The 26,938-nt window shown below is 51.8% G+C and carries 30 protein-coding genes; 21 read left to right on the forward strand and 9 right to left on the reverse strand.

The genetic code is table 11. From position 1 onward, the window contains the following. Positions 1-173: 173 nt before the first annotated feature. A complete protein-coding gene (locus OH144_RS16000) occupies positions 174-959 on the reverse strand; it encodes a TerC family protein (RefSeq protein WP_266203277.1) in 786 nt (261 codons plus the stop codon). Positions 960-1,132: 173 nt separating this feature from the next. After that, on the reverse strand, positions 1,133-1,630 hold the full coding sequence (locus tag OH144_RS16005; RefSeq protein ID WP_266203278.1) for a YajQ family cyclic di-GMP-binding protein: 498 nt from the start codon (positions 1,628-1,630) through the stop codon (positions 1,133-1,135). A gap of 344 nt (positions 1,631-1,974) precedes the next feature. Between OH144_RS16005 and OH144_RS16010 the strand changes: the two genes are divergently transcribed. The 12 genes from OH144_RS16010 to OH144_RS16065 all read left to right on the forward strand — a co-directional run bounded on the left by OH144_RS16010 (position 1,975) and on the right by OH144_RS16065 (position 8,658). Next, positions 1,975-2,406 (forward strand): GNAT family N-acetyltransferase, encoded by a 432-nt coding sequence (locus OH144_RS16010; RefSeq protein WP_266203279.1) that lies wholly within the window; start codon positions 1,975-1,977, stop codon positions 2,404-2,406. 9 nt (positions 2,407-2,415) lie between these two features. Further along, positions 2,416-2,973 carry a lipocalin family protein gene (locus OH144_RS16015; protein WP_266203280.1) on the forward strand — a complete coding sequence of 186 codons (558 nt, stop codon included), beginning with the start codon at positions 2,416-2,418 and terminating at the stop codon, positions 2,971-2,973. 186 nt (positions 2,974-3,159) lie between these two features. Further along, the gene (locus tag OH144_RS16020) at positions 3,160-3,369 is read left to right on the forward strand and encodes a hypothetical protein (protein ID WP_266203281.1); all 210 of its coding nucleotides are present in this window, start codon (positions 3,160-3,162) and stop codon (positions 3,367-3,369) included. Positions 3,370-3,372: 3 nt separating this feature from the next. Next, positions 3,373-3,603: a hypothetical protein gene (locus tag OH144_RS16025; RefSeq protein ID WP_266203282.1), complete on the forward strand. Its 231-nt coding sequence runs from the start codon at positions 3,373-3,375 to the stop codon at positions 3,601-3,603. Between the two features lie 105 nt (positions 3,604-3,708). After that, a complete protein-coding gene (locus tag OH144_RS16030) occupies positions 3,709-4,278 on the forward strand; it encodes a hypothetical protein (protein ID WP_266203283.1) in 570 nt (189 codons plus the stop codon). A 109-nt stretch (positions 4,279-4,387) separates the two neighbouring features. After that, complete coding sequence (locus OH144_RS16035; RefSeq protein WP_266203284.1) at positions 4,388-5,095, forward strand: toll/interleukin-1 receptor domain-containing protein; 708 nt, start codon at positions 4,388-4,390, stop codon at positions 5,093-5,095. Positions 5,096-5,241: 146 nt separating this feature from the next. Continuing rightward, positions 5,242-5,850, forward strand: a complete 609-nt coding sequence (locus OH144_RS16040; RefSeq protein ID WP_266203285.1) for a DUF7010 family protein — start codon at positions 5,242-5,244, stop codon at positions 5,848-5,850. 102 nt (positions 5,851-5,952) lie between these two features. After that, positions 5,953-6,207: a hypothetical protein gene (locus tag OH144_RS16045; protein ID WP_266203286.1), complete on the forward strand. Its 255-nt coding sequence runs from the start codon at positions 5,953-5,955 to the stop codon at positions 6,205-6,207. 48 nt (positions 6,208-6,255) lie between these two features. Further along, a complete protein-coding gene (locus OH144_RS16050; RefSeq protein WP_266203287.1) occupies positions 6,256-6,840 on the forward strand; it encodes a hypothetical protein in 585 nt (194 codons plus the stop codon). A gap of 154 nt (positions 6,841-6,994) precedes the next feature. Then, complete coding sequence (locus OH144_RS16055; protein WP_266203288.1) at positions 6,995-7,441, forward strand: GNAT family N-acetyltransferase; 447 nt, start codon at positions 6,995-6,997, stop codon at positions 7,439-7,441. A 39-nt stretch (positions 7,442-7,480) separates the two neighbouring features. After that, positions 7,481-7,948 carry a hypothetical protein gene (locus OH144_RS16060; protein ID WP_266203289.1) on the forward strand — a complete coding sequence of 156 codons (468 nt, stop codon included), beginning with the start codon at positions 7,481-7,483 and terminating at the stop codon, positions 7,946-7,948. A 71-nt stretch (positions 7,949-8,019) separates the two neighbouring features. After that, the gene (locus OH144_RS16065; protein ID WP_266203290.1) at positions 8,020-8,658 is read left to right on the forward strand and encodes a hypothetical protein; all 639 of its coding nucleotides are present in this window, start codon (positions 8,020-8,022) and stop codon (positions 8,656-8,658) included. A gap of 92 nt (positions 8,659-8,750) precedes the next feature. Here OH144_RS16065 and OH144_RS16070 read toward each other — a convergent pair whose 3' ends face one another. After that, positions 8,751-9,725: a sterol desaturase family protein gene (locus OH144_RS16070; protein WP_266203291.1), complete on the reverse strand. Its 975-nt coding sequence runs from the start codon at positions 9,723-9,725 to the stop codon at positions 8,751-8,753. A gap of 211 nt (positions 9,726-9,936) precedes the next feature. Here OH144_RS16070 and OH144_RS16075 point away from each other — a divergent pair, with 211 nt between their 5' ends. Then, the gene (locus OH144_RS16075) at positions 9,937-10,263 is read left to right on the forward strand and encodes a hypothetical protein (RefSeq protein ID WP_266203292.1); all 327 of its coding nucleotides are present in this window, start codon (positions 9,937-9,939) and stop codon (positions 10,261-10,263) included. Positions 10,264-10,312: 49 nt separating this feature from the next. Next, positions 10,313-11,239 (forward strand): glutamate--tRNA ligase family protein, encoded by a 927-nt coding sequence (locus OH144_RS16080; RefSeq protein ID WP_266203293.1) that lies wholly within the window; start codon positions 10,313-10,315, stop codon positions 11,237-11,239. Positions 11,240-11,773: 534 nt separating this feature from the next. On the opposite strand, the gene OH144_RS16085 is transcribed toward OH144_RS16080, so the two are convergent. The 4 genes from OH144_RS16085 to OH144_RS16100 form a co-directional block, all read right to left on the reverse strand. Continuing rightward, a complete protein-coding gene (locus OH144_RS16085) occupies positions 11,774-12,271 on the reverse strand; it encodes a GDYXXLXY domain-containing protein (protein ID WP_266203294.1) in 498 nt (165 codons plus the stop codon). Beyond that, the gene (locus tag OH144_RS16090; protein WP_266203295.1) at positions 12,261-13,349 is read right to left on the reverse strand and encodes a DUF4401 domain-containing protein; all 1,089 of its coding nucleotides are present in this window, start codon (positions 13,347-13,349) and stop codon (positions 12,261-12,263) included. Before OH144_RS16090 ends, OH144_RS16085 begins: the two co-directional genes overlap by 11 nt. Next, entirely contained in the window at positions 13,339-14,304 is a 966-nt protein-coding gene (locus tag OH144_RS16095) for a DUF2157 domain-containing protein (RefSeq protein ID WP_266203296.1), read from the reverse strand. The genes OH144_RS16090 and OH144_RS16095 overlap by 11 nt, the downstream gene beginning before the upstream one ends. Before the next feature lie 950 nt (positions 14,305-15,254). Further along, positions 15,255-15,779, reverse strand: coding sequence for a DUF2911 domain-containing protein (locus OH144_RS16100; RefSeq protein ID WP_266203297.1), 525 nt, complete (start codon positions 15,777-15,779; stop codon positions 15,255-15,257). Between the two features lie 219 nt (positions 15,780-15,998). Here OH144_RS16100 and OH144_RS16105 point away from each other — a divergent pair, with 219 nt between their 5' ends. Then, positions 15,999-17,399 (forward strand): mechanosensitive ion channel family protein, encoded by a 1,401-nt coding sequence (locus tag OH144_RS16105; RefSeq protein ID WP_266203298.1) that lies wholly within the window; start codon positions 15,999-16,001, stop codon positions 17,397-17,399. Positions 17,400-17,504: 105 nt separating this feature from the next. Next, the gene (locus tag OH144_RS16110) at positions 17,505-17,951 is read left to right on the forward strand and encodes a PepSY-like domain-containing protein (RefSeq protein WP_266203299.1); all 447 of its coding nucleotides are present in this window, start codon (positions 17,505-17,507) and stop codon (positions 17,949-17,951) included. A gap of 115 nt (positions 17,952-18,066) precedes the next feature. On the opposite strand, the gene OH144_RS16115 is transcribed toward OH144_RS16110, so the two are convergent. Continuing rightward, positions 18,067-18,450 carry a nuclear transport factor 2 family protein gene (locus tag OH144_RS16115; RefSeq protein ID WP_266203300.1) on the reverse strand — a complete coding sequence of 128 codons (384 nt, stop codon included), beginning with the start codon at positions 18,448-18,450 and terminating at the stop codon, positions 18,067-18,069. Between the two features lie 370 nt (positions 18,451-18,820). Between OH144_RS16115 and OH144_RS16120 the strand changes: the two genes are divergently transcribed. From OH144_RS16120 to OH144_RS16135, 4 genes are all read left to right on the forward strand, one after another. Then, positions 18,821-19,447, forward strand: a complete 627-nt coding sequence (locus OH144_RS16120) for a hypothetical protein (RefSeq protein WP_266203301.1) — start codon at positions 18,821-18,823, stop codon at positions 19,445-19,447. Between the two features lie 61 nt (positions 19,448-19,508). Next, positions 19,509-20,567 carry a coiled-coil domain-containing protein gene (locus tag OH144_RS16125; RefSeq protein WP_266203302.1) on the forward strand — a complete coding sequence of 353 codons (1,059 nt, stop codon included), beginning with the start codon at positions 19,509-19,511 and terminating at the stop codon, positions 20,565-20,567. Between the two features lie 254 nt (positions 20,568-20,821). Next, entirely contained in the window at positions 20,822-21,367 is a 546-nt protein-coding gene (locus tag OH144_RS16130; RefSeq protein ID WP_266203303.1) for an REP-associated tyrosine transposase, read from the forward strand. Positions 21,368-21,555: 188 nt separating this feature from the next. Then, a complete protein-coding gene (locus OH144_RS16135; protein ID WP_266203304.1) occupies positions 21,556-22,740 on the forward strand; it encodes an IS4 family transposase in 1,185 nt (394 codons plus the stop codon). A 90-nt stretch (positions 22,741-22,830) separates the two neighbouring features. Here the strand turns inward: OH144_RS16135 and OH144_RS16140 are convergent, their stop codons facing one another. After that, entirely contained in the window at positions 22,831-23,223 is a 393-nt protein-coding gene (locus tag OH144_RS16140) for a hypothetical protein (protein WP_266203305.1), read from the reverse strand. 285 nt (positions 23,224-23,508) lie between these two features. Here OH144_RS16140 and mfd point away from each other — a divergent pair, with 285 nt between their 5' ends. Then, the gene (gene mfd / locus OH144_RS16145) at positions 23,509-26,886 is read left to right on the forward strand and encodes a transcription-repair coupling factor (protein WP_266203306.1); all 3,378 of its coding nucleotides are present in this window, start codon (positions 23,509-23,511) and stop codon (positions 26,884-26,886) included. The last annotated feature ends 52 nt before the right edge of the window (positions 26,887-26,938 follow it).

Genomic DNA, 26,938 nt, shown 5'->3' on the forward strand with positions numbered 1-26,938 from the left:
CGAGGACACCAGCTCCAGCTATAAACTTATACTTTAGCCAAAGCAACTACCGGAGTCCCCCGCCTGTCCTACAATGAATGCCCCCAGCCCTGACTATGACACAAAGTATAAAGCAGCACCGGCACCGCCTGTTACAGGGGTGCCGGTGCTGCTTTATACTTCCTAGACGTAAATTATTTCACAACTCCCTGCTCCTCGGTATCTACTATCTCGCTCTGGCGCAGGTGTACCGGTGTGGTTTTCTTGCGCAGGCGCATGTTCAGCATTTCTACTAACAGCGAGAAGAACATGGCAAAGTAGATGTAGCCTTTCGGGATGTGCTGGTGCAGCGCCTCCACCACCAGCATAAAGCCGATCAGGAGCAGGAAGGCCAGGGCCAGCATCTTCACCGTAGGGTGCTTGTTTACGAAGTCGCTCACGTACTTGGCAAAAATCAGCATAATGATCATGGCTAGGATCACGGCGATGATCATGATGATCACCTCCTGCGCCAGGCCTACGGCCGTAAGTATGGAGTCGAAGGAGAACACGATGTCGATGAGGATGATCTGGATGAGCACCTGGCCCAGCGTAGCGTATGCCTTGCCTTCGGCATGGGTTTCCTCCTCGCCCTCCAGCTTGTTGTGGATCTCGGTAACAGACTTGGCCAACAGGAACAAACCACCGGCAAAAAGGATGATGTCGCGCCACGAGACGGCGAAATCCTCCTCAGTAAACGGCAGATTGATTGAGAAGATCGGGTCGGAGGCGCTCACGATCCAGGAGATGAACAAGAGCAGGATCACGCGGAACACCAACGCCAGCGTAAGGCCGATGTTGCGCCCCTTAGCCTGCTGCTCCTTCGGCAGACGGCTCACAATAATGGAGATAAAAACAATATTGTCGATGCCCAGCACCACCTCCATAAAGGTCAGGGTGAGCAGGCTTATCCAGGTATCCGGATTGGCGAAGATTTCCATAGTCTACTTAATTGTCGATTGCTGATTGTTAATTGCTTTAGCTATACTTATATAGGCTGCTTGCTGTTTATCAAAAGGCAAAAAACACCCGCGGCACGCTGTCTTGGCAATTAATGAACGTAGCAACTTACTAAGGTGAATTCCCCAACAATCAGCAACCAACAATTCAGTTTTTAGCTCTTCATGTTCACGTACTGCAGCGGCATGCCTATCTCCTCGGCGTTAGTGCGCAGCAGGGCAATCACCCCTTGCAGGTCATCTATCTTCTTGGCGGTAACGCGTATGGTTTCGTCCATTATGGCGGCCGACACCTTCAGCTTGCTGTCCTTGATGATCTTCATGATCTTTTTAGAAGTCTCCTTATCAATACCGGCCTTCACCTTAATATCCTTCTTCAGCATGGCGCCAGACTGGTAGGCCTCCTTCGTAAAGTCGAGGGCGGTGGCGTCGAGGCCCTGTTTCACCATTTTACCGATGAGCACGTCCTCGGTGTGCTGCACCCGCATTTCGTTTTCCATGGCGATGTTCACCACGTTGTTTTTCTTGTCGAACTCGATGCTGCCTTTGGTGTCGCGGAAGTCGTAGCGGTTCAGGATCTCCTTGCGGGCCACGTTCACGGCGTTGTCCATGGTCTGCGGGTCTACCTTGCTTACAATGTCGAAAGATGCCATAGTTTTATACTTATGCTTTTAAGAATTGATTTACCTGAATTTTGCGTACAAAGTTATTGCTTAATTGCTAATTGTTAGTTGCTAATTGCAGCGTCAGGCAATGCGTAACCTGCGGCACGTTAAATGGCGGCACGGGTTAATTGCCGGAACTGCCACGTATAGCAGAATCAGATTTTAAAGTATAAGCAAGAGAGGGGGCAGAGGTGTCATTGGGGCGTGCCGGCACAGCCGTCGGGCTCTCGCGGCTCGCTCTCAGAAAGCTTTCGGAGGAGCTCAGACAACCGCTCCATCCCTCACGCAAAACAAAGTATAAACCAACCCTATAACCAGTAAGCCATTACACAATGAGAATCCTAGAGCCCGCCACGCCCGGACAATTTGAGCAGTATTACCGCCTGCGCTACCAGACGCTGCGCCAACCTTGGGGACAGCCCGAGGGCAGCGAGCGCGCCGACGACGATGCCACCGCCATTCATGCCATGCTGGTAAGCGATGCCGGGGAGGCCCTGGGCGTGTGCCGCCTGCACCTGAGCGCGCCGCAGGAGGGGCAGCTGCGTTTTATGGGCATCCGCAGCGACCAGCAGGGCAAGCGCCTCGGCGACCTGCTGCTGCAGTACATGGAGGCCCGCGCCCGCGCCCTGGGAGCAGAGCGCATCACGCTGCAGGCCCGCGAAAATGCCGTGAACTTTTACCGCCGCAACGGGTATGAAACAGTAGAGAAGACACACCTGCTGTTCGGAACCATACAGCACTACCTGATGGCCAAACGGCTTTAACCAGAAACTATGAAAAAGGAGACCAAGCTATTGCTTACCGCCGGAGCCGTGCTGGCCGGTGCGGCCATACTTACCAGCCGCAGCCGCAACCATGCTCCGCTTAAAACCGTGGCCCACGTGGATCTGAACCGCTACATGGGCCGTTGGTATGAAATTGCGCGCCTGCCGCAGCGATACGAAAAATCCTGCCACTGTGTGTACGCTGAGTACAGCCTGAACCCCGGCGGGGGGTATGTGGAGGTGCAGAACGCCTGCCGCAAAGGCGGGCCGAATGGAAAATTGGAAGTGGCCGAGGGCAAGGGATTTCCGGTGGAGGGCAGCAATAACAGCAAGCTGCGCGTGCAGTTCTTCTGGCCTTTCCGGGGCGATTACTGGGTGCTGGAGCTGGACCCCGACTATGCCTATGCCCTGGTAGGCGCACCCGACCGCGAAAGCCTCTGGATCCTCTCCCGCACCCCCACCCTGGACCAGGACGTGCTGGAGCGGCTGGTGCAACTGGCCGAACTGAAGGGGTTTCCGGTGGAGAGGCTGCTGCTAACCGACCAGAGCTGCTTTACGCAAGGCTAGTTATACTTACTGATTTATACTTAGCGCAGCTGCCAGAGTAATTATACTTTGGCAGCTGTTTTTTTGTGCGCGGGCATCTACAAAGTATAACGCAAGTATAAAATATTTCAATGGTGCTACAGTATTATTGAAAATTTCTTATATTGTTTTGCCACTATACTACTTCATCATAACCGAGAAAAGCCCATGGCACTAACCTTCCGAGATATCTGGATGACGATCAACAAAGCACTGACCGCCATCAATTCACTGCTGCTTATACTTGTTATGGGAAGCAGTTTGTACGACGCAAAGAAGAAGAGACATGTAAAAATCCCGCTCATAGCCAACGTTATCCTGTTGCTGGTGCTGGGCATAGTAGCGGGCGCCTACATCTATGGGTTTTTTATAGCCTGATGAATGAACATGAGAATGGACTCTAAACGCGCGGCTTTCATCCCGCTTTTAATAACCTATGTTGTTGTGAAGCTCGTGCACACCTTCGTCGGGTTTGAGTATGATTTGCTCAGCGAAGGTTTATTCAACATGAAGTTTGTAATTGATATTGCCTCATGGGCAGTAGTGTATGCCGCCGTTTATTTTCTGCTACGGAAACTGCTGCCGCAAAAAGGCGAGGCTTTAACTAAATGAATGGCTTAGAAAGAGGCACATCGTGCTATTCCACATATAGTGCAGATAAGCCGAATAAACTTCCGTTTAGCTGCTAGTTGGCGGTAACTTTAACTATAAAGGAAAATGAAGCACCTTATATTCTTGCTGATAATCTTGCTATACTTCACGTCGTGCAGCAGTAAGACAGAAACACAGGAAATTAACGGTATGGAATACTCAGTTACTTCTATAGATAGTTCTGCCAACGTACTTGTTGAAACTGATAGTTTCTCTGGTGTGGTATTCAGCGAGCATGAGTCACCAAACCGTGATGTGTTTACATTTAGCATGCTATTAAGACCTAAGGAAAAAGACACTATTACTCCCTTTACACCTTCGCTTGATGATATTGTAATTGCCGAGAGAATCCTGAGAAGATGTGCAGAAGTTGATGAAATAGGTGCTGACAGTTTAGCTATCGGAGAAGTCAATGACCTTTCCACTTATAGAAGACAATATTTTGGGGGCATAAATGAAAAGGGGCAGAAACTGATTTGGATAAACTGTTTTTCCAAAGAGAGCGAATTTGACCACAAAGACTGGAAAAAAGAAATAGTAGAAGTACAAGACGGTGGTGATTGGTACTTTAACGTTGTAGCCAACATAAGTACAGAAGAATGTTATAGGTTTTTTAGAAATTCAATTGGTGGTTGAAAACAGCTTCCGCCAACACCGCACAGGCTCCATACTCAGCTGCGCCTCGCCCGCAGCCTGTACCAGCACCGTTGTGTTTAATTCATAAAATAAAAAATAAATAAAATATATGGCAAGATGTACAGCACCATCAAGAGGACATAGAACAGCCAGCGCAGCAGCTGACTGCCCTGCCTGCGGAGGACGTTCTCGCGGATATAGCTCATATCCATCCTATACTTCATCTTACTCTTCAAGTAGCAGTAGTTACGGAAGTAGAAGTTCCGGAGGGGGAAGTTCAAGGAGCAGTAAACCGAGATGGTCCAGACCTTCATCTGGTGTTTATTATACACCAACGGAAGTACGAACACTAACACCAATTCGTGAAAATATTGAGAGACGCTCAATTACACCTGACCTTCGGGATGTTTTTCTATGCCACGCTTGGGATGACCGAAAAGGTGCTGCAAAGGAACTTCACGATTTGCTCGAGGCAAATGGAGTATCTGTATGGTTTAGCGAAAAGGATGTTTTATTAGGCTCATCATTACTTCGCGAGATTGACAAAGGATTAGCCAAATCAAAAGTTGGGTTAGTTTTGGTAACGCCATCCTTTTTAGAAAGAGTAAGAAATGAAGGTATTGCAGATAAAGAACTTTCAGCACTTCTAGCACGCGATTTACTCGTTCCGATTGTACACAATACCACATTTGACAGACTTCGTGAAGTAAGTCCATTATTAGGTTCAAGAAGTGGCCTTGACACTAATGAAGAATCATTGCTAAAAATTGCATTAAAATTAGCAGAATTAGTGGAGGTTGAAGAAGAAGCTGTATAACAAAAATAAAAGAACGAAACACAACACTGTATAAACGCCAGCATCGGCCGACGGCCTCCGCCGCCGTTTATACTAACCGTTAGCCAGAAAGTGTAACAAATCAAAAAATTAGAAGCTTACTCGGAATTCTCATACTTCTAAATCGGATGAATAAGACGACCTTAGTAAACGTAGATCAAGTTACAGAAGGCACTGTACAAGATTTACAGCACATGAAAAGCGCCCAGCAGGATATGCGTGCTGCCTACCTGCATGGTTACCCTGGGGTGGTGGTATCAGGAACGGTTTGGCTTGTTTCAGCACTTGTAGCCATATATGTATCGCCTGAAAAAGCGGTTTGGACCTTACTTCCCGGAGGCGTTCTTATTCACCCTGTCAGCGTTCTGCTCAATAAAATTCTGGGAGCTAGAGGTACTCACGCACAAGGTAATCCCCTGGGCAGGCTTGCCATGGAAGGAACTGTATTCATGATCATGTGCATACCCCTGGCCTATGGACTGTCTTTTCAAAAAGTAGAATGGTTCTTCCAGGGCATGCTCCTTATCATCGGGGGCAGGTATCTGATGTTTGCGACGCTCTACAGTGCAAGGCTCTACTGGGCCTTAGGCATTGGATTAGGAATGGCAGCCTACCTGCTATTTACCATGGACTCACCTTCCCATACAACGCTTCTGGTGGGTGCAGCTATTGAGATCGTATTTGGCCTTGTCATGCTTGCCACACTTCGCAGGAGAAAATCGCCCTTATATAATTAATCGGACTAATAGCCAGCCGCCAACAACACATTTACAGTAGCTACGCCACCGCAAAGCCAAATACCTTGGTGGCAACTATACAAGCACAACGAAGCAGGTTTTATGAAAGCAGTTATTTATGAGCGATACGGAACTGCAGATGTCTTGGAATTACAGGACAACGAGAAACCCGTTCCTAAATGCAATGAGGTTTTGATTAAGGTGTATGCAACCTCCGTTACACCTGGTGATGGGCGAATGAGAAAAGCAGACCCATTTTTAGCCCGATTATTTAATGGCTTATTATGTTTGGATGACAATGAAATGCTCCAAGTTTGCCACTACGCCAATCCTTCAAGTATTAGCAGCCAAGTATAAACCGACAGAGTGCCAATAAACTAAAAAGATAAATTCAATACAGGATTTATGGATAAGAAGCAATTGTTTAAAGCCCGCCTTTACCTTACAGGCATAGCATCCATTGCTGTAGGGGCACTTCTGATCTGGGACCATTATCACGGAGGCGTGCCAAGTCATCATATTTCGGCAAATAAAGATTTGCCCGCCATTTCGAATTGGTGGGGTGCCCTGTTGCTCCCTTTGCTGACTTTGTTTCTCCTGTATCGCATCCAAAAGCGAGCCTTCGACAAGTATGAAGGTGCTGAAGCTCGCAGGCTTTTACCAGGCGTACTTTATGGTTTTGCAGGCGCTTTGCTGTTCGGAATCCTAATAGCCGCTTGCTTTACTTTTGGGTATCCTGATATTACGGACTACCTGATTTTAGCATTGCTCCCTCTTGCCATTTTCTTCCCAATCTATCGAGCCGAGTGCCTGCTTGGGTTCGTGGTTGGGATGACCTATACATTTGGTGCCGTGCTTCCAACTGGATTTGGGGCATTAGTATGTTTAGTGGGGCTCGTGTTGTATCTGTATATCCGCCCAGGAATTGTATATGCCTCGTCCAGGTTCGCTCTCCTGTTATCGTTGAGTAAACACAATCCCCGGCTATGAAAAAAGAACAGTATGGCGGGCCTGTTGTTGCTAAATAAGAAAAAAACCGAGCCGCTGGCACCATCTATCCATACCCACAGCATTCCTCCCGCTGCTGGATGAGATCGGAAAGTCCTTTAAGCTGATAAACGCGCAGTAACTTATACTTCCCCACATGATCCGACCCTACACCCCGGCAGACAAAGAGCAGCTTTTATACTTGCTGCGCCTCAATACCCCGACCTACTTCGCAGCGGAAGAAGAGAGCGACTTTGCAGCGTACCTGGAAGAGCACGTGGAGGATTACTTTGTAGTGGAAGAAAGCGGGAAGCTGGTCGGCGCAGGCGGCATCAACTACTTCCCCGATGAGCACCTGGCCCGCATCTCCTGGGATATGATTCACCCCAACTTTCAGGGCAAGGGCATTGGCACACAGCTCCTGCAGCACCGGCTCCAGGTTATCAGCAGCAAGCCCGGTATAAACATGGTCATCGTCCGGACGACACAGCTGGTATACAGGTTTTATGAGAAGGTGGGCTTTGCGCTGGAGCAGACAGAGAAAGATTTCTGGGCCAAAGGCCTCGACCTCTACCAGATGCGCATGCCGCTGGCCAAAGTATAAAGTAGAAAAACATCACCTTAAACCATAACTCACCCCCACATGAAAAAACTTATACTCTCCCTTGTTGCCGCTTCTATTATTACCGCCTGCGCCACCCAAAAGCAGGGCACCGGCAGCAACCAAGGCATCGGCGACACCCGCACCACGGCCGTGGAACACCTCGACGACAGAACCTATAAGCTAACGGCACACGCTGACGACAAGACCTATGGCTATGAGCAAAAGAACGCGATAAAGGTGGGCGGTGCGCGCGAGCAAAGCGGCCCCCTGAACGAGAGGCGCTTCCTGAACGCGCTACTGGGCCCTAACGGCGAGGCGGTAGGCTATTACCGCGAAGGAAGTTGCTGCGCCTTCGACACCCCAAACGGCCTGTTCGGCAACGCCGGCATGCTGGACCTGTACAAAGTATATTGGGAGGGCGGCACCGATACGCTAAGCCTGTACCTGAACATGTACGACAAGGGCGACCTGCTGATTCCGGTGGGGTTCACAGCCAGGGAGGAGTAAACCGGATTGCACCTTATAACTTTTTATACTATTTTAAGGTGTAATTCATAACCCAAAACCCACTGCTAATCATGACGAAGACAGTACTACCTTTGCTGGCACTCTGCCTCTTGTTGCTTTCCGGCTGCGCCGTTACCTCTACCTCCACGGCCAAAGTAAAGAAACCCCAGAAACAGTACGTTGGACTGATGACGCTGGTGGTGAGCGCCACAGCCGAGATAAGCCAGCTCGACTCCATTACCTATGAGCAGCACATCCGGGGCAAGTTCAATAACCTGGAGAACGAGAAATATCGCAGGCACCTGGAGAAGACGCTGGTCCGCAACCTGGATCACCCCAGCGCCCAAACCAGGCTGGTAAAGTCGTCGGAGGTGTTTGACCTGAACACCGACATCGGCTACAGTGAGTTCCTGCAAAAAGTACGCGCTACCGGCGTAGACGGCATCCTGTTCGTGAAGCAAGGCAACTACTGGTATAGCACGAATTACTCCACCGTCCACTTTGAGCACGTGAGCAGCACCACCGCCAGCTCGCAGCCCAGCACGTCGTACCACACCTATCTGATCGATGTAAACTCGATGCAGCCCGTGTGGTACGCCAACTCCTTGGTCGAGGGCATCTCCGCCGGTTACGATACACTGAACAACCACCTGGCCCGCTCCATTTTCCGGAAGCTGCGCAAGGACAAGTACATACTGGCCGGCTACTAGGCGCAGTGGCAAAGTATGAGTCCCGCATAAAAAAACCGCCCCCGAAGTATAAGATCATACTTCGGGGGCGGCTCTGTTTTGGTTTAACTCTGCTACTGAGCCACCAACTCTACCTGCTCTTCTTGCTGAGCAGGCATGGCTTTCTGCTGCTGTTGCTGCTGCTCCAGCTCCTGCTGCAGCATTTTAGAGGTTTTGCGGCTGCCGTCGTGGCTCCAGCCAGGAGGGCCGAAAACATACATAAACTTCGCTTTCCACGACTTCACGCTGCGTACATCTTTCCAGATATCGTTAAACTCATGAAAGTTTAGCGTAAGAGGATCGTGCTTGGTAGGCGGGTGCAGCACTCCGAATTCTGTCTTCAGGTGCTTGTCCTTATCCATATAGGTGCCAAACATCCTGTCCCAGATAATGAGGATGCCGCCGTGGTTACGGTCGAGGTATTCTATGTTGCGAGCGTGGTGCACCTGGTGTACCCAAGGCGTGTTAAAGATCTGCCCGAACACCGGAATCCTGGGCACCAGCGTGGAGTGCAGGAAGAACTGATAAATCGAGTTGAACGACATGCACAGGGCGATCATCACCGGGTTAAAGCCAAGTATAGGAAGCCACAGCCAATAAACAGGCTTGTAGAGGAAGATGGTCCAGCCGTTGCGGAAGGCAGTGCCCAGGTTAAACTTATCGGAGGAGTGGTGCACCAGGTGCGCCGCCCAGAACAGCCTGATGGTATGGCAGAAGCGGTGGTGCCAGTAAAAGTTAAAGTCGTCGCCGATGAGGCAGAGCACCCACACCCACCAGGCCCAGCCCAGGTTATCGTAGCCCAGGTACTCGACGCGTAGCGGCTCAAAAAGCTGGTAGAACAGGAAGAACAGCCCGATCTGATACGCTTTGGTGAGCGTGTTCAGCGCGGCGGCCCCCAGCCCTACCCAGGTGCTGGCAAGCGAGTCCTTCAGGCTGTAGAGCTCCTTGTCCTCGCGGTAGCTGATATAGGCCTCGGCCACGATCAACAGGAAAAACAAGGGCACAAAATACGTAAAAGGGTTGGGCATCTGATCGAACAGGATTTCCATAAACTAAAGACGGGTCAAGTAAAAAATGGCGCACCCCGGAAAAAGCGGGCGCTGCGGATTTTTCTAAATTACGTAAATTTAAGCCTAAGTCCTATCTGGGCGGATTAGGTAAACCCTATATACGCGAAAGTAGGAGCCGAAGGTACAGTGAGTTATGATGCCTTTTTGGGCGTCAATTTAATTCATAAAATTTATCTCCTTAACCTTAGCCATGGCCTTGTTCGGATTTGGTAAAAAGAAAGCTCAGTCAGCAAAAAGATTTATAGAGCCGCTCAATACGGCAGTTTTCACCCCCTCCTTTGTTCTGGAAGAAAAGAAGCCGATCACGCACGTATCGCATGATGCTGATGACGGCGCCTGGCAGTTCTTTAGCAATGATGAGTTGGAGGATTTTGAGCGCGTTGCCAGGGTTGTAGGACTTGGTGAAATCATAAAGCTGGACGCCTCTATACTAGCGTTAGCCGATCTGCCCGTAGGATACTACGCCCTCAGAAAGCACGCTACCGACAAGTGGATCATTCAGAAACAGGAAGCGTAACTGCCATTAAAAGTGTAAACCCTCAGCCGTAGCAACCGAAGTATAAATTATGCCCCAAATGCTGAAAACCCGCATTGCCCCTACCCCCAGCGGCTACCTGCATCTGGGCAATGCGCTCTCGTTTGCTATTACGTGGGCGCTGGCGCGGCAGCAAAACGGCACGGTTATACTTCGCATTGATGACCTGGACAATGCCCGCTTCCGGCCCGAGTACCTGCAGGATATCTTCGAGACGCTGCACTTTATGGGGCTGGATTACGATGAAGGCCCTGCCGATGCCGAGGATTTTCTGAAAAACTACTCGCAGCACCTGCGCCTGCCGCGCTACCATGCCCTGCTGCAGCAACTGGTAGAACAGGGAGTTGTTTACGCCTGCCCCTGCTCCCGTAAGCAGCTGTCTGTGCACACGGGCAGCAACTGCCACCTGCACAGCTGCCGCCACGAACGGCTGCCCCTGCAGCAAAACGGTACTGCCTGGCGCCTCCGCATTCCCGAGGGCACCGAAATTACTTTTAACGACCAATTGCTGCAGACCTGCACGGTAAGGCTAGCCGAGGAGATCCCTGACTTTGTGGTGCTGCGCAAGGAGGGCATTCCGGCCTATCAGGTTGCCTCGCTGGCCGATGATTTGGAGATGGGCATAAACACCATTGTGCGGGGCGAGGATTTGCTCACCTCCACGGCGGCACAGCTTTACCTGGCCCGGCTGCTTGGTGCGGAGGCGTTTACAAGTATAAACTTTGTGCACCACCCGCTGGTGCTGGAGCCCGGGGGCGGCAAACTCTCCAAATCCCACGATTCGCTTTCTATTTCGGAGATGCGCAAAAGCGGGCTCAGCAGCAAAGCGTTCTGGCAAACCATGGCCCGCATGCTGGGTTGGCAGCAGGAAAGTATAACAGATGCGCAGCGTTTTCTGGATAGGTTCAGGTTGGAGGAGTTGCGGAAGATGAGCAGGCAGGAGCTGCAGGCAAAGTAGCGGCATTGCAACCACCCCTAACCCACTGCTTCACCCCTCCCCAGCCCTCCCCTAAAAACAGGGGAGGGAGTCCGGTTCATGTTGTATAGCCGCAGCTATCGAATCTGATCCCAGTCCTTGGGTGGAGCGCCTTGTAGATTTCCGGTTTCGCTTTAGCGAAATTGCGGAGACCGCAGGTCAAGCAAAGGAAATGTACACCGCGCGATGCCCTTATCGAGGGCCCCTACCCCCAGGACGAGCCCTCTCGGGCTTGAGAGCACCAAAGTCAGAGATGAAACGATAGGTTAGTAAGATTGAGGGTCAGCGGCAGCTAGTAAGTATAGCTTGGTTCAAACAGAAGGATGCTGTGGCTCTGGGAAAGTATAGCTGAAGCAAGTATAAAGTATGGCTCTGCGAGCCAGTCAAGTTGCAAACTTGACCTCATAGTAGGACACAAGTCTGAAGACTTGCGCCAGCAAAGTATGAAAGTATAGCAAAAGTATAAAAGTATAACTTACACGAAATAAGGACTTCCAGAACAAAAATCGCTAACCTTTACTTCCGCTCCGGCTGAATCAGCTGCCGCTGCGCATCATACAACCCGATAAGGATACTATTGCCTTTCTCATTTACCTTCAGCCCACCATACTCGGCCGCTTCAAACACCTTGGCCTGGCCCTCTTCGAAAAAGTATGACTCGGCACCCAGGTTGATGCTCCACTCGCCTTTGGTATACTTTAGCAGATGCTCCTGCGCGTGCAGCGGGGTTTCGTTTTCCTGGTAACGGACCAGATGCGCCACCTGCTGTTCATCGAGCGTTACCACGGCATAGCCACTGGCGGGCAGCTTTTCCAGCTCCTCTGCCTGGCTGATGGCGTAGCTCAAGCGCATGTAGTCGCCCTGCATGAGCGAGCGCGGGTCTACGGGGGCCAGCTCCAGCAGCACCAGCTCGCCGTGCTCCAGCACCTCCTCCTTCTCCGCTACCGAAAAGTTAAACATCACCAGCACCAGCACCAGGTTTGTAAGTATGATGAACGTCCGTTTAGTCAGCATGGCGTTTGAGGTAATTGTTGAGAAGTATAAACCCACCCAGGAACAGCAGCCCGCTCGCCACCAGCACCCCGGATTTGGCGAGCAATGTCATGTTCAGGTCGTAGTAGTAGAGGATGATGAAGTATACGAGGGCCAGCAAGCCCACCCAGAAGCCTGGTTTGTGGCCGATGTAAAAGCTGGCCAGAAGTATAAGCAGCGCCCCCGGCACCGAAGGGGTAAGTATAAAAGGCGCCAGCAGCAGCGTCGTGCTGGTATACATCACCAGTTTGGTCTTTAGGCTGGATATGGCCGCATCCTTTACTACATGGTACACGAGCAGCAGCAGGCAAGCAATCAGGAAGAGGCTGGAGACCCAAAAATGCTCAATGGGGGAAGCAAGAAACTTCTGATGCACAAACAACCCTAATGTAATCACCAGCGAGAAGATCACGCCCATCCTCACCGGACCGAGCACCAGGGCAAAGCGGCGGGAAGCAGCGATCAGCTTCGCTTCGTTCAAACTTAGGTAGGTAAGAGTGAAGGCAAGCAGGGCAATAAACCCGTGCGAGAGCGAAAAAACTTCACTGATAAAGATCAGGCTCAACAGACTCCCATTGAGCACCAGCACCGCGACAAATACCCCGATCGCGCTCACGGAAATCCCGATGGCTACCGCCGCCGCGCAAGCCAGCACCAACGCCACAGCTGTATCACTATCAACCACCTCTTCTGCAAACTGCCCGGTTCCGATAGCCAGCAGCACATAGCCCATGATGTAGAGCGAAACGCTGACTGAATCTGCTGCGGCTTCTTTGTTCGTTCGGATCAGCCATTCCGCTCCAACCAACCCGCAGAGGCCAAAGAACAGCATCCCCAAACTGGAGTTATACAAGCCCGCCGCCAGCAAAAACCCAATGAAGGTGCCCATGCCCAGCAAACCGCCCAGGATAGTGAGGACCTTGATCGGCACACGCTTTAGCAGCGATGCCGTGGCAGTGTTTTCCGCCGCTATGCTGTCCTGGTCGTAGGTGAAGCCGGGCTGCTCCTGCGCAATCTCCTGTAGCAGCGCATCGAGCTGTATGTTATCATTATTGGCCATGCCACTGTCGGTAAAGGTTGCCCAGGTATTGCACCAGCAAGGTGATGCTGCCAATCACGAACACCGTGGCCAGCATGAGCATCAGCTCGGGTAGGTTCTCCCCCACCCGGAGGATGAGCGCCGTCAAAAAGGCAATGGCGCTGAACGGAACAGCCGTGAGGTAAAACAGCTCGCGCACCCGCAGGCCGTACCAGGTGGCCGTGCCATACATGCCAAAGCCCAACAAAAGCGCCAACCCATAGTCTTCCCTAAAATTGTTGAACAGGAGCGAGATCATACTTACCGTAATAAAGGCAATCGCCGCCAGCCCCACTATTCTGGGGAACCACCTGTGCTGCACGTTTACCTTTCCTTTTGCCGCCAGTACCTCCCACACCACCACGGCCCCGGCATTAAGTATAAACAGCGCATCCAGCACCAGCGCGAAGCCCCAGTGGGTGGCTACCTGCTGGGTATAAAGTATAAACGTAGTGTTGAGCAGCGCCAGAAACACAAACCACAGCGGCTGAAAGTTGGCCACCAGCACCCACAGCACCACGCAATAGGTCCAGCCCCAGAAGAAGTCGAAGGCATTGGCACCGGTCTGGTAGATCTGCCCATACACGGCAAACAGCACACCCACCAGCACGGCACTGGCTGTGAGCAGCACATTCCGGAGGGTTTTACTGAAGCTGGGCACAAGCGCGGCGATGGTGATAGCCAGCACCAGGAACTCCAGCAGGCCCAGCTTCACGAACTTGTGCATGTCGGCCCAGTTGTAGGCGAAAAAGAAGATAACGCCCGCCAGTGTAAAACTGGCACCCGCGCCCAGCAAGAACAGCCGGATAAAGGTAGCCCAGTTGCGGGGTGTGGCGTAAAGCCCCTCGCTCCGAAGTTTGTTTTCGATACTGGCTGCGTGCCAGTTACTGTGCCGGGCAATGCTGTAAATCAGCTCCCGGGTGATGCTTTGTCTCATAGGCCTTGCGCTTAGCAAAGAGAAAAGTACAGAATCAGCAGCTTGGAAACAATATGGATTTGTACTTTGATTGGGGAGATTTTTTGGGTGTAAGTGTCTTTGGTCTGGATGGGGATTTATGGGAAGATTACCCCTCCCCAACCCTCCCCTAAAAACAGGGGAGGGAGCTAATACCGGGTCCAACCACCCCTACCCCTCCTTAGCCAAGGAGGGGAGCCTGGCATTACTGATGCTGAAGTATAAGTTTTATAGTTGCTGTTATTATCAGCAAAAGTATAACCCACCCCAACCCCTCCGAGGAAGAGCATTTCACCTCACCCCAGCCCTCTCCTAAAAACAGGAGAGGGAGTTATACTTGCTCCTTTCCCTGTCCTATCGAGCAGCGCGAGGGATCAATTGGGAATTCTAAAGAGATCTCTCCCAAAGGTCGAGATGACAAATAGCAGTGGCTATCGAACTGATACCCAGTCCTTGGGTTGAGCGCCTTGTAGATTTCCGGTTTCGCTTTAGCGAAATTGCGGAGACCGCAGGTCAAGCAAAGGAAATGTACACCGCGCGATGCCCGAGGACGAGCCCTCTCGGGCTGGAGAGCACCACAGCCAGAGATGAAACGATAGGTTAGTAAGACTGAGGATCAGCGGCAGCTAGTAAGGATAGCTTGGCTCCAGTGGAAGCAAGCGGCGGCTAAGAGAGGCACAAGCGGACGCTTGCGCCAGCAAAGTATAAAAGTATAGCAGCAAGTATAAAACGCCAAGTATAAAGTATGGTTTACTTGGATCTGGAGATCCGAAGCAGAGAGGTTCCGGGCACGGATTTCCGGAACAGCGGAATAGCTTAAGTATAAAGTATACTCAGCCTCCGGTAATAGGCAAAAGCAATTTTGAAAGTATAAACAAAAAGGGGCAGCTGCTACAATGCAACTGCCCCTTTTCTTAACGCATACGCTTAGCTTACTTGCTAGCCGTTATCCTAACCGGCACCTCCAGATTCTCCCAACTCAGCAGCAAGCCTTCGTCGGTTACCTCATACTTCAGGCGCTCGTTCATCTCGCCGGATTCGCGAGGCGTTACCTGTACCCGCAGCGCATCCTGGCTCTCGTCGTACTCCGTGCCCCACTGCTTGGCATTTTTGTTGAAGATCACCGTCCACTCCTCCTCAGAGGGTAAAGTATAGAAACTGTAGGTGCCCGCCGCCAGCTTCTCACCCTCTACCATCACATCCTGATCGAAGGTTACGGTAGTGGCCTCGTTGGCACCGGAGCGCCATACCTGTCCGTAAGGAACCAGATCGCCCCAAATGTTGCGGCCCCTTACCGATGGGCTGCTGTAGTTTACTGTAACCGTGGCGTCGCCTACTTTGCCGGTGGCTGTGGCTGCCGGACTGGCTTTGGGTTTGGCGTCCTGCGCATACACACTAAAAGAGAGCAGCACACCCATCAGCAGCATGCATATCTTTGTAAGGTTTGGTTTGTACATAGCATTATTGTTTTAGTTCAAAGAATGGATACGTAAAAACCTGCCGCAGGTATGAATTATCCTTCTGGTTATCAGCAGCAAGTATAAAGACCGGCTCTTCACGGCAAAATGGCGCAGCGGACCTTCCGTGCCATCAGATAGATAAATCTCACCGTATTCTTCCGTATAGGGAGGTTAAGGTCTGAAACGAGGCCCCGACAGCAATATACACGAACGCCCATGCCATCATCATACAACAGCCGGAACACCAGAGGCTCCGCCCGCAGGCTTCCGCGAAAAGCTAGCTACGGCAGCGCCCGCTACACCACAGAGGCAGATTATACTTACGGCACAGGCCGCAGCTCCCGGACCATCGGCAGAGCCCGCCGTAAAATCAGGACCCGGAGAAGGGCAACGCGCGGTTCGGCCGTGGAGGGAGCTAAAAGCAGGCTGAAAAACTTCCGGCAGGCCTCTATCCTGGCAGTGGCGATTACGGGCTTTATCATGTTGCTTTTCGCTCCTGGCGAGGCGGGGCTGGCGCAAGGCAGCGAGCAGGAAACCGTAGACACGGTAGCCATTATTGAGGAAGTAGCCGTGGAGGACCTGTTGGCCAACGACTCCGTGGCACAAGCCGCGGCAGCAGAAGACACCGCAGCAGTATTGTCTAGCAAGGAGTCGGCAAGCGAGGCGATAGGTGCGCTACAGGGCCTCTGGGATAGTTTTTTCTACAACCTGCCCAAAATGCTGATAGCCCTGGGCATGCTGCTGCTGGCCTGGGGCGCGGTACGGCTGCTGCGGCTGCTGCTCCATAAGGTGCTGGGCCGCTGGGAGCGCTCCAACGCCATTATTTCGCTGTTCTCTATTGCCGTGTGGCTGCTGGCCATAGGGATAGCCATTAGTGTGGTGGCCGGCGACATCAGGGCGCTTCTGGGCTCGCTTGGCCTGATCGGCCTGGCGCTGTCGTGGGCGCTGCAGACGCCGATCGAGAGCTTTACGGGCTGGCTGCTCAACTCCTTCCAGGGCTATTACCGGGTGGGCGACAGGGTGCGCGTGGGCGACGTGTTTGGGGATGTTTACCGGATCGACTTCCTGACCACCACCGTTTGGGAAATTGGTGCCCCCTACCAGCCAGGTTTTGTGCATGCCGAGCAGCCTACAGGGCGCCTGGTTACGTTCCCTAACAACGAGATTCTCACCGGCACCGTCATCAACCTTACCCGCGACTTCCCTTATGTATGGGATGAGCTGGCCATTAGCGTGGCAAACGAATCTGACCTGCCGCTCTCGATGGAGGTGATCGGGAAAGTGGCCGAGGAGTTATTGGGTAATTACATGGTAGAGCCGGCCCGTGGCTATACCGCCTTGCTGGAACGTTCCGGACTGGACTACGACATCGCCGAAAAGCCGCAGGTCTTTGTCTCCATGGAGGAATCCTGGACCAACATCATCGTCCGCTACCTGGTGGGTGCCCGCGAGCGCCGCAAATGGAAAAGCGAGCTGTCGCTGCGCCTGGCCAGGGAAACGGCCAAGCCCGAATACCGCAAAAAGATTATACCGGTATACCCGCGCCAGCAGCTGCAGTTCATTGACCCCAGCGGCATACCAGTTCAGACCAGCTTTCAGGGCAATGACAAAGCATAGAACTTCCCATATATCTATCAATCAAGCAGATAGTTCAGATTTGCTTCAGATTCGTGCCGTAAGTTTACACTTCAAAATATTATTTAACATTTAAAGTTAAGAGACATGAAGAAGATATTAGTTGGATTTGCCTTTGTTGGAGCTTCAGTTATAGCCGCCCAGGCACAGGATGTAGCCACGAAAGATGTACCACAAGCAGTAGCGGCTGTCTTAACACAGCAGTACGCCAATGCCACCGACCTGGAATGGGAGATGGATGGCGCTAATTACGAAGCGGATTTCGATGTGGACAGAATAGACCACAATGTGCTGATAGACCCATCGGGCAAGATTCTGATGACCAAGCGCGACGTGATGGAAAAAGACCTGCCCCAATCCGTGAAAGCCGCCATAGATCAAAGCTACAAAGGCATGCGCCTCGACGATGTGGAGCAACTGGAGAAAGACGGAACTACCTATTACCAGGTAGAGCTGGACCAGAAAGGCGAGGACAAAAAAGTTGTTTTCGCTGCGGATGGCAAAGAAGTGACGGATCCCGCTTACTGGGACTAACGCACACGTAAAAGTATAAGCATATGGAAAGCGCCTGGAGCCTATGGTTTCAGGCGCTTTTTATTTTAAGCGATCGTAAAGTATACTTAACCCTGTGCATCAGGTAACGAAAAATTTAGAACATGGTATTGTCATTGGCCGAGGTCTCCGGAATCACCTGCAACACATCCCAGTGCTCCACGATTTTGCCTTGTTCATCAAAGCGGAAAATATCGATGCCGGCATAGTCAGAGTCGCCAGGCCAGTGCTGCCAGCAGTGTAACACGACATAATTACCTTCTGCGAGCACGCGCCTGACCTCAGCCTTCTTTCCCGGGTACTCCCGCGCCATCCGCTCAAAGTATTCGACAAAGGCATCCTTGCCATCGCCTACATGCGGGTTGTGCTGGATGTATACCTCGCCTACATACCTGTTGATTGCCTCGCCCGGACGGCATTGGTTGAACATCAGATCGTAAAAAGCGATGGCATTCTGTTTATTTTGCTCCAATTGGCTCATAGCAGCTATACCTTTTGAGTGAGACTATACAGGTATTACGCCGCTGTATGCAACTGGTATGGGAAGAGCGGAGTTGACAAAAATGCGCTAAAATGCCCTTTGTCCTGAACACCTGGCTTGTGTGCGCCTGTGCTAAAGCGGAGGGCTATACCTTGTAGACGCACAGAAGACTACAGACACGTTAAGTTGGGAACCTGAGAGTATAACCGCTGCAGAGAGCTTCCTGAAACGTTTTAAGTTGGAGGACTTACCAAAGCGGTTACAGGTTTTATAAGCTCCGTGAGGCCAGCAGTTTATACTTTGCAACCTTCCGGAGGGCGGCCTGGTATGGAATCATACTTTAAGACGAACTACCGCTAAACCAATACAGATGAAATTATACTTTATAGCACCTGCCATACTTATACTCCTGGCCTCCTGCGGCTCCGACTCGGCCGACGGTAACTATAACCGCGCTGCCAGCGATGAGTTGATAGCGGAACAGGTAGACACCGGAACCAAAGCCACCATCGACAGCATCGCGCAGGTGGCCGAAGAGGGTACCATTCTGCACCCGCTCCCCGACACCTTGACCAGACTGCTGCAGCAAAAGCAGCCGCAGGCACAGGTTGCCACCCTCACCGACCAGGCTATGGCCAACAAAACGGCGCAGGTTGACAACCCGCTCTACCTGCGCGGCAACCTCAACGGCAACAGCACCCCGGACTATGCCGTGCAGGTGCTGCAGAACGACTCCATCCACATCCTGGCCTTCCTCGACTATACCCGGAAACCACAGGAGGTGAAAGTAGCCGCTTACCCTGCCCAACAGCTGAACGGCAGCCGCTACAGCACCTTTCAGCTAAGACTGGCCCCGCAGGACTCGCTGGTGCGCAACCCGCGCCGGCAGCAAATGACCAGCCTGAAGACAGATGGCATCTCGGTGATAGAAGACAACCGCACCACGTTATACATGCTGCAGAACGGCCGCTTCATCCCTTTCGATGCACAGCAGTAACGTATGAGGCTAAAAATTTTGGTAAATTGCAGGTCTTTGCGTTTTACCTTTGCCAACTCGTATGCCCCACTCCAATAAACCTGTTCCTTCACTTACCCCACAAATCACCTCCCCGGGCAACCGGAAACTGAGCAAGCTGCAGCAGGAGTTCAACCAGAAAACGGAGCAGATCGGGCAACTGAAGCAGGAATTAGCTGCCGGGCGTAAAAGTATAAACCTGGCCCAAAAGCGTATCGAAAAGGAGTTGCGGCCCATTATTGAGCAGCAGCTGGAGAGGCGCGTGGAGCTGGCATACTTACTGGATGCCGCGTATGCGCTATCCATCTTCAGCTTTCGGGAGAAAGAAAAACTGGCTGCGCTAATCGAGAATATCACCTTCGACCTGGTCTCCAGCTACGAGCGCCGCGACATGGTGGAGCTGCACGACAAGTATGCTGAGTTCACCTATGCCGAACGCACCACCTTTGCAGCGGAAGATGTAGAGGAGGTTATACCTGATGAGCTCGGGTTAGAGGATGAATTCGAAGATCTGGATGATTTTGAGCGCATTCAGGCGCAACTGGACCGGGAAACGGAGCAAAGGGAACGGGAAAAACAGAACCGCCAGAAAAGCCGCAAAACCAAAGCGCAGCTGGCCAAGGAAGCCCAGGCGAAAGCCGAACTCAGCAACATCAGCAAGGCCAGCCGCCGCGTGTACACCGAACTGGCCAAGCAGCTTCACCCCGACAAAGAGCGCGACGAAGCCAAACGCGCCTGGAAAGAGGAAGCGATGAAACGCGTCACCCAGGCCTACCACCACGACGACTTTTTTGAGCTGCTGCGCCTGCAGATGGAGTTTATGCAGGAACAAGGCCAGGCATTGGGCACACTTCCCGATGAGCAGCTGCAGTATTACGTGCAAATTCTGACTGACCAGGTAGAGGAGCTAAAAGCAGAGCTCCATGATTTCTTAACTGGCCCGAACGCTGGCTTTTACACCCGCTTTTGCGGCACTCCCAAACAAATGGACCAGAAGTTCAAATCAGCCAAAGAAGACCTGCACCGGGAGCTGGAGCAGCTAAAACAGAACCTCCGCACTTTGCAAAGTGATCCGCAGATGATCAGGGTGCTGTTGAAGTAGGGGAGTAATTTATACCGCCAGTTTGAGCGCAGCGGTATCTGGCGGTGATTTATGGTAGTCAGTTTGTAACTGGTGTTTCTTTCATTCTTATACTTTCGCCAGTTACAAACTGGCCTCATCGCAAGCCACAAGTTGCGTTCTCGCTAAACTTGCGGCATGGTTGGGCATGGTTGTCCCGCTCTTTCGGATTCGCGATCCGAAAGTTTTCTACTACAAGGATTTATAATCCGCCCCGAACAGCCGTACAAACCTGCATGGGACTGAAGAATAAAATACATGCAGGTTATTTATACTTCCTCACACTGACGGTAGTAGATTGGGTGGATGTATTTACCCGCCCAACATACCGGCATATTCTGATAGATTCTCTAAGATATTGCCAGCAGCACAAAGGGCTGGAGCTATACGCCTGGTGCCTGATGAGCAATCACCTTCATCTAATTGTCGGAGCACGAGACGGGTATAACCTTTCAGACATACTTCGTGACTTTAAAAAGTTCTCCAGCAAAGCTATCCTAAAGGCCATACAGGAAGAAAACGAAAGCCGCAAAGACTGGCTGCTCAACCGTTTTGCTTATACAGCGACCAATGATTTAAAAACCAAGAACTTCAAATTCTGGCTGGACGGCAACGAAGCCAAAGAACTACACACAAATGCGTTCATGGAGCAGAAGCTGGAGTACATCCATCAAAACCCTGTAGTAGCTGAAATTGTAGCCGAGCCAGAGCATTACCTGTATAGTTCAGCACTGAATTACGCTGGCCAACCCGGGCTTCTGGATGTTATATTGCTGGAGTAAAGGTCGGATTACAAATCCTCATAGTAGGTACTTCGGGATTACAAATCCCGAAGAGCGGCGGCAGTAGCGTGGATCTGTACTTCCCATTGCTTTTTTGATTTGCCAAGACACTTGCTTTTTCGGATTTGCAATTAGGAGTGTTCGGAAGAGTTATGGAATCGTAAAAGAAGGGATAATGCATAAAAGTTATGGCCGCTATTATATCCTCTACCAAAGTAAGCGTGGAATCCTTACTGCAGTATATTCCCGAGGAGAGCTTTTCTGCTCTTGCCCATCAGACGAGAGTTGATTACAAGGTGCATAAGTTGTATGGGCGCAGCATGTTTTACCTACTGCTCTACGGTCTGATAAGTGATGAGAGAATAGGGCAGCGGAGCCTGGCAGATTATTTCAACACAGCTAAGTTCCGGGCATTTGCCAAGCTCGATGCCTCTTCCCAGATCAGCCACAGCTCCCTCTCCGACAGGCTGGCCACCATGCCAGTGAGCTTTTTTGAGCAGGCCTATCAGCAGGTCTATCACCTCTTCTCGCGCCACTACGGGGAGCAGCAGGCAGCAGGCCACTCCATTACCCGGGTTGACTCGACCATGGTTTGCGAGCAGGCCAACAAATTGGAGGCCGGTATGCGTGTGGGGCGCAAGAAGGACGGCAAAAAACAGATCAAGTACACGCTGGCCCTGCAGGACCTGTTTCCCTCCTCCGTGGAGCTGTTTTCCAAACAATCCGAGTTGAGCGAGGACAAGACCATTGCCAGGCTTATCCTGGGCCAGGTAGCAGCCGAGGACAACGTGGTTGTCTTCGACAGGGGCGTGCAGCAGCGCAGGAGCTTTTGCCGGATAGATGCAAAGCAGCTTTGGTTTATCACCCGGCTCAAGAAGAATGCCCGCTGCCAAACCGGCACTTGTTTCTCGACGGCGGCTGGAGAGCGGGTAGGCAACGTGCGCATCCTCAGCGATGAGTTGTGTTGGCTCTACTCCCATGGCAAGCAGGTCGAGGTGCCTTTTCGCCTCATCAAAGCTGTGACCGACAAAGGCAAAGTGATTCCCTTGCTCACCAACCGCTTTGACGTATCGGCTAAGGCCATTGCCAGGCTCTACCGCAGGCGCTGGGACATAGAGGTCTTCTTCCGCTTTCTCAAGCAGGAGCTCAACCTCTCCCATCTGCTCACGGTCAGCCTCAACGGTATCAAAATCATCCTTTACATGACGCTGATACTGGCCATGATGCTGTTGGTCTACAGGAAAGTAAATGAGCTGGGATACAAAACCGCCAAAAGAAGATTTGCCATGGAGCTTGATGAACGTATCACGGCCTTGCTTATCGTCATAGCAGGAGGAAAACCAGAGATTGTCTTTGCCAATATGAAAACGTAAACAACTTCCGAACACTCCTAATTGCAAATCCGAAAGAGCGGAGGGGGGGGCAGCTGTAGAAGTCGGATTGCACGCCCGAAAGGGCGGGCACTACGCCTGAGAAAACGGAGCTGTCAAATCTTTGATACTTGTCTGCAGTTCATCCGCAAAGGGCTGCAGTTTAAGTAAAGCTACTTCTTTTTTACCGTCCTGTGATAGAAGTATTTTAGTGCCATCCTCCAGCCAGAGGTAACCATCAAACGAAGTAGAGACAGTCTGTGACCAAGAGCGCACCGTAGACTGGTGAATCGTTCTGTTCTTTTTCAGGAAGATGCATTTGATGCCCGGGAAAGGCTCTTGCTGCCCTATAGTATACCCCAACACATGCACCCCAACTCTGTATGTCCCGTTATAGGGATCAATTTCAAGGCACTTAAAGTATAAAAATGGAAAGATACCGGCTACGATCAGAATTAGGCCTCCTACAGGCTGAGTTATGGCCAAGGCTATGCCTCCAATCATAATAACTATAGCGCACACCTTTGTTCCGAAGCCCAAAGGCTCTGTTAATCTGTACCTGAGCAAGGGTGTTTCCATAGCACCGAAAGATATTATTTTTCTATCTTATCTCGCGGCGAAAAAAAAAGAAAATAACCTCCCCCTCCCCCGCAACCTTCTCCTCCTCCACAGTGTTTTCTAAAAACTGTATCTTTGTAAAGAAGAAGTAGCAGAACACGGCTTAACCGAAAAGCCCTGTGTTCTGCCTTTGCTGTTTTGTGATAGAACTGAATGAAAATATCTGATTTTTTAGAACTGTACCGCCTCGACAGCGTGGTGCAAACCATTGCCGAACGTTTAAAAGCCAAAGAGCCTTACCGCCTGCAGCTCAAAGGCATGGCAGGCAGCCTGGATGCCGTGATGGCGTCGGCAGTTTATACGTTGAATCCGCAGCATCAACTCTTCGTGCTACACGACCGGGAGGAGGCCGCTTATTTCTATACCGACCTCAAAAACCTATTGGGCGACCAGAAGGAGATCCTGCTTTTCCCGACCTCCTACAAGCGCCCCTACAGCTTTGACGATACCGAGAATGCTAACATCTTGATGCGCGCCGAGGTACTCAACCGCCTCAACAGCAAAACCGACAAAGGCGAGCTGATCGTGACCTACCCGGAGGCGCTCACGGAGAAGGTGATCAACAAGAAATCGCTGGTGGAGAATACGCTGGGTGCCAAGGTGGGCGCGAAGCTGGACGTAAACTTTCTGAGCGAGATGCTGGCCGAGTATGGCTTCGAGCGCACCGATTTTGTGTACGAGGCGGGCCAGTATGCTGTCCGCGGCGGTATTGTGGATGTGTTCTCGTATGCCAACGACCTGCCCTACCGCATTGAGCTCTTCGGCGACGAGATCGAAAGTATACGCACCTTCGACCCGGACACGCAGCTGTCGGTGGAGACGAAAAAGGCCATCTCGATCATCCCCAATGTGCAGACCAAACTGCTGCAGGAAACACGCGAGGCATTCCTGGATTTCCTTCCTAAAAATACGAACCTCTGGTTTAAGGATGTGCGCCAGACCCTGGACGTGATCGAGGAGTATTTTGACAAGGCCTCGCACAGTTTCGAGAAGATGATGGCCGGTAGCGGCGGCACGCAGATCGTCTCGGACCCCGAGCAGCTTTTCCAGACGCCAAAGCAGTTCAAGAAGCTGCTCGACAACTTTAACGTGGTGGAGATCGGAAAGCGTTTCCATTTCAAATCCGCAGAGGTGATACAGCTACAGGCCAAGCCGCAGCCCTCGTTTAACAAAGATTTTAAGCGGCTGGTAAAAGACCTGCACGAGCACCAGGGCGATGGTTTTGTGAACATCATCGCCACCGATTCTCCGCGCCAGATCAACCGCCTCACCCTGATCTTCGATGAGCTGGACCATGATGTGCGTTTCCAGCACCTGGGCCTTTCGCTGCGCGAGGGCTTCATCGACCAGATACTCAAGGTAACCTGCTACACTGATCACCAGCTGTTCGACAGGTTTTACCAGCACAAGGCCAAGGAAGGACATTCCAAGCAAAAGGCCATGACGCTGAAGGAGCTGCGCTCGCTGCAGCCCGGCGATTATATTACGCACGTGGATTACGGCATCGGCCGCTTTGCCGGGCTCGAGAAAGTGGAAGTGGGCGGCCGCCTGCAGGAAGCCATCCGGCTCGTGTACCGCGACGACGATCTGCTGTACGTCAGCATTCACTCGCTGCACAAAATCTCCAAGTATAGCGGCAAAGAGGGTGGTCCGCCAAGTATGAGCAAACTGGGCTCGCCAGAGTGGGAGAACAAGAAGAAGAAGGTAAAGAGCAAGGTTAAAGATATTGCAGCCGAGCTTATCAGCCTTTACGCCAAGCGCAAAGCCGCACCGGGTTATGCCTACTCCAAAGATGGCTTTTTACAGGCCGAGCTGGAGTCGTCGTTTATTTACGAGGACACCCCCGACCAGGCAAAATCTACGGAGGATGTGAAAGCTGACATGGAGCAACCGCACCCGATGGACCGCCTGGTGTGCGGCGATGTGGGCTTTGGTAAAACTGAGGTAGCCATACGTGCCGCTTTTAAAGCCGCCTGCGATGGCAAGCAGGTCGCCATTCTAGTGCCTACTACTATACTTGCCATGCAGCACTACCGCACGTTCCGCGACAGGTTGGAGCAGTTCCCGGTAACCGTAGACTACATCAACCGCTTTAAAACCATCAAGGATACCAAGGAAACTTTAAAGCGCGTGGCCGAAGGCAAAGTGGATATCCTGATCGGAACGCACCGCATCGTGAGCAAGGATGTGAAGTTTAAAGACCTGGGCCTGCTGGTAATAGACGAGGAGCAAAAGTTTGGTGTGAAGACGAAAGACAAGCTGAAGGAGATGCGTGTAAACGTGGATACCCTGACGCTTACGGCCACCCCGATTCCGCGCACGCTGCACTTCTCCCTGATGGGTGCCCGCGACCTGAGCGTGATTGCCACGCCGCCGCCCAACCGGCAGCCGGTAAAAACGGAGCTGCATGTGTTCGACGAGGTGCTGATTCGCGATGCTGTGGTAAACGAGATGAAGCGCGGCGGACAGGTCTTTTTTGTCCATAACCGCATCAAGGATATCGAGGAGATCGCTGATATGATCCTGCGCCAGGTACCGGATGCCAAGGTAACGTTCGCGCACGGCCAGATGGAGCCTGAGAAACTGGAAAAGCGCATGATGAAGTTCGTGAACGGCGAGTATGACGTGCTGGTATCGACCAACATTATCGAGTCGGGCCTGGACATCGAGAACGCCAACACCATCATCATCAACCGCGCCCACATGTTCGGTTTATCGGACCTGCACCAGATGCGGGGCCGGGTAGGCCGGTCCAACAAAAAAGCGTATTGCTACCTGCTTACGCCTCCTGTGGCTGGCTTGCCTTCCGATGCGCGCAAGCGTTTAAGTACGCTGGAAGAGTTCTCCGACCTGGGCGAAGGCTTTAAGATTGCTATGCGCGACATGGATATCCGCGGGGCCGGCAACCTGCTGGGGGGTGAGCAAAGCGGCTTTATCACCGACCTTGGGTTCGATATGTACCACCAGATACTCGACGATGCCGTGAAAGAGCTGAAAGAAACCGAATTCAGAGAGTTGTTCCTGGGCGATAACCTGGCCGAGTTTATAGAGCCGGTGCTGGAGTGCAACATCGAAACGGATATGGAAGTGCTGATTCCGGAGAGCTATGTAAGCAACATTTCGGAACGCCTGAACCTCTACAGCAAACTCGACAGCACCAAAGACCTGGATGAGCTGGAAAAACTGCGCGCAAGTATAGTGGACAGGTTCGGGCCCTTGCCGGCGCAGGTACAGCAGCTGGTGGAGATCGTGAAATTAAGGTGGCAGGCGCAGCAACTGGGCTTCGAGAAACTTACCATCAAGAAAGAGGTGATGAAAGGTTACCTGCCCAGCGAGAACAACGACAAGTACTTTCAGTCCGAAACGTTTGGCAATATACTCAAGTATGTGCAGCAGCACCCGCGCCGCTCGCGCCTGAAGGAAGCCAAAAGCAAACTGATCGTGATCGTGGAGGACATCCAAAGTATAGAGGATGCAAAGGAGGTGTTTGAGGGACTCGGAGTGAGAGAGATGGCATCGGCCAAAGTCTGACCTGCCTAATTACTGCTTTACGACTGCCTGCGTCTGCCGCTTTTTTATCAAA

The sequence above is a fragment of the Pontibacter kalidii genome, from assembly GCF_026278245.1.
Lineage (GTDB): Bacteria > Bacteroidota > Bacteroidia > Cytophagales > Hymenobacteraceae > Pontibacter > Pontibacter kalidii.

What these genes read in the sequence shown, in the direction of transcription:
- OH144_RS16135 (WP_266203304.1), top strand. Translation starts at nt 21,556, where the DNA reads ATGGCCGCTATTATATCCTCTACCAAAGTAAGCGTGGAATCCTTACTG.
- OH144_RS16010 (WP_266203279.1), top strand. Translation starts at nt 1,975, where the DNA reads ATGAGAATCCTAGAGCCCGCCACGCCCGGACAATTTGAGCAGTATTAC.
- OH144_RS16050 (WP_266203287.1), top strand. Translation starts at nt 6,256, where the DNA reads ATGGATAAGAAGCAATTGTTTAAAGCCCGCCTTTACCTTACAGGCATA.
- OH144_RS16080 (WP_266203293.1), top strand. Translation starts at nt 10,313, where the DNA reads ATGCCCCAAATGCTGAAAACCCGCATTGCCCCTACCCCCAGCGGCTAC.
- OH144_RS16125 (WP_266203302.1), top strand. Translation starts at nt 19,509, where the DNA reads ATGCCCCACTCCAATAAACCTGTTCCTTCACTTACCCCACAAATCACC.
- OH144_RS16095 (WP_266203296.1), bottom strand. Translation starts at nt 14,304, where the DNA reads ATGAGACAAAGCATCACCCGGGAGCTGATTTACAGCATTGCCCGGCAC.
- OH144_RS16025 (WP_266203282.1), top strand. Translation starts at nt 3,373, where the DNA reads ATGAACATGAGAATGGACTCTAAACGCGCGGCTTTCATCCCGCTTTTA.
- OH144_RS16110 (WP_266203299.1), top strand. Translation starts at nt 17,505, where the DNA reads ATGAAGAAGATATTAGTTGGATTTGCCTTTGTTGGAGCTTCAGTTATA.
- OH144_RS16045 (WP_266203286.1), top strand. Translation starts at nt 5,953, where the DNA reads ATGAAAGCAGTTATTTATGAGCGATACGGAACTGCAGATGTCTTGGAA.
- OH144_RS16030 (WP_266203283.1), top strand. Translation starts at nt 3,709, where the DNA reads ATGAAGCACCTTATATTCTTGCTGATAATCTTGCTATACTTCACGTCG.
- OH144_RS16020 (WP_266203281.1), top strand. Translation starts at nt 3,160, where the DNA reads ATGGCACTAACCTTCCGAGATATCTGGATGACGATCAACAAAGCACTG.
- OH144_RS16115 (WP_266203300.1), bottom strand. Translation starts at nt 18,450, where the DNA reads ATGAGCCAATTGGAGCAAAATAAACAGAATGCCATCGCTTTTTACGAT.
- OH144_RS16105 (WP_266203298.1), top strand. Translation starts at nt 15,999, where the DNA reads ATGCCATCATCATACAACAGCCGGAACACCAGAGGCTCCGCCCGCAGG.
- OH144_RS16005 (WP_266203278.1), bottom strand. Translation starts at nt 1,630, where the DNA reads ATGGCATCTTTCGACATTGTAAGCAAGGTAGACCCGCAGACCATGGAC.
- OH144_RS16065 (WP_266203290.1), top strand. Translation starts at nt 8,020, where the DNA reads ATGACGAAGACAGTACTACCTTTGCTGGCACTCTGCCTCTTGTTGCTT.
- OH144_RS16055 (WP_266203288.1), top strand. Translation starts at nt 6,995, where the DNA reads ATGATCCGACCCTACACCCCGGCAGACAAAGAGCAGCTTTTATACTTG.
- OH144_RS16070 (WP_266203291.1), bottom strand. Translation starts at nt 9,725, where the DNA reads ATGGAAATCCTGTTCGATCAGATGCCCAACCCTTTTACGTATTTTGTG.
- OH144_RS16060 (WP_266203289.1), top strand. Translation starts at nt 7,481, where the DNA reads ATGAAAAAACTTATACTCTCCCTTGTTGCCGCTTCTATTATTACCGCC.
- OH144_RS16130 (WP_266203303.1), top strand. Translation starts at nt 20,822, where the DNA reads ATGGGACTGAAGAATAAAATACATGCAGGTTATTTATACTTCCTCACA.
- OH144_RS16015 (WP_266203280.1), top strand. Translation starts at nt 2,416, where the DNA reads ATGAAAAAGGAGACCAAGCTATTGCTTACCGCCGGAGCCGTGCTGGCC.
- OH144_RS16040 (WP_266203285.1), top strand. Translation starts at nt 5,242, where the DNA reads ATGAATAAGACGACCTTAGTAAACGTAGATCAAGTTACAGAAGGCACT.
- OH144_RS16120 (WP_266203301.1), top strand. Translation starts at nt 18,821, where the DNA reads ATGAAATTATACTTTATAGCACCTGCCATACTTATACTCCTGGCCTCC.
- OH144_RS16100 (WP_266203297.1), bottom strand. Translation starts at nt 15,779, where the DNA reads ATGTACAAACCAAACCTTACAAAGATATGCATGCTGCTGATGGGTGTG.
- OH144_RS16035 (WP_266203284.1), top strand. Translation starts at nt 4,388, where the DNA reads ATGGCAAGATGTACAGCACCATCAAGAGGACATAGAACAGCCAGCGCA.
- OH144_RS16000 (WP_266203277.1), bottom strand. Translation starts at nt 959, where the DNA reads ATGGAAATCTTCGCCAATCCGGATACCTGGATAAGCCTGCTCACCCTG.
- mfd (WP_266203306.1), top strand. Translation starts at nt 23,509, where the DNA reads ATGAAAATATCTGATTTTTTAGAACTGTACCGCCTCGACAGCGTGGTG.
- OH144_RS16085 (WP_266203294.1), bottom strand. Translation starts at nt 12,271, where the DNA reads ATGCTGACTAAACGGACGTTCATCATACTTACAAACCTGGTGCTGGTG.
- OH144_RS16090 (WP_266203295.1), bottom strand. Translation starts at nt 13,349, where the DNA reads ATGGCCAATAATGATAACATACAGCTCGATGCGCTGCTACAGGAGATT.
- OH144_RS16075 (WP_266203292.1), top strand. Translation starts at nt 9,937, where the DNA reads ATGGCCTTGTTCGGATTTGGTAAAAAGAAAGCTCAGTCAGCAAAAAGA.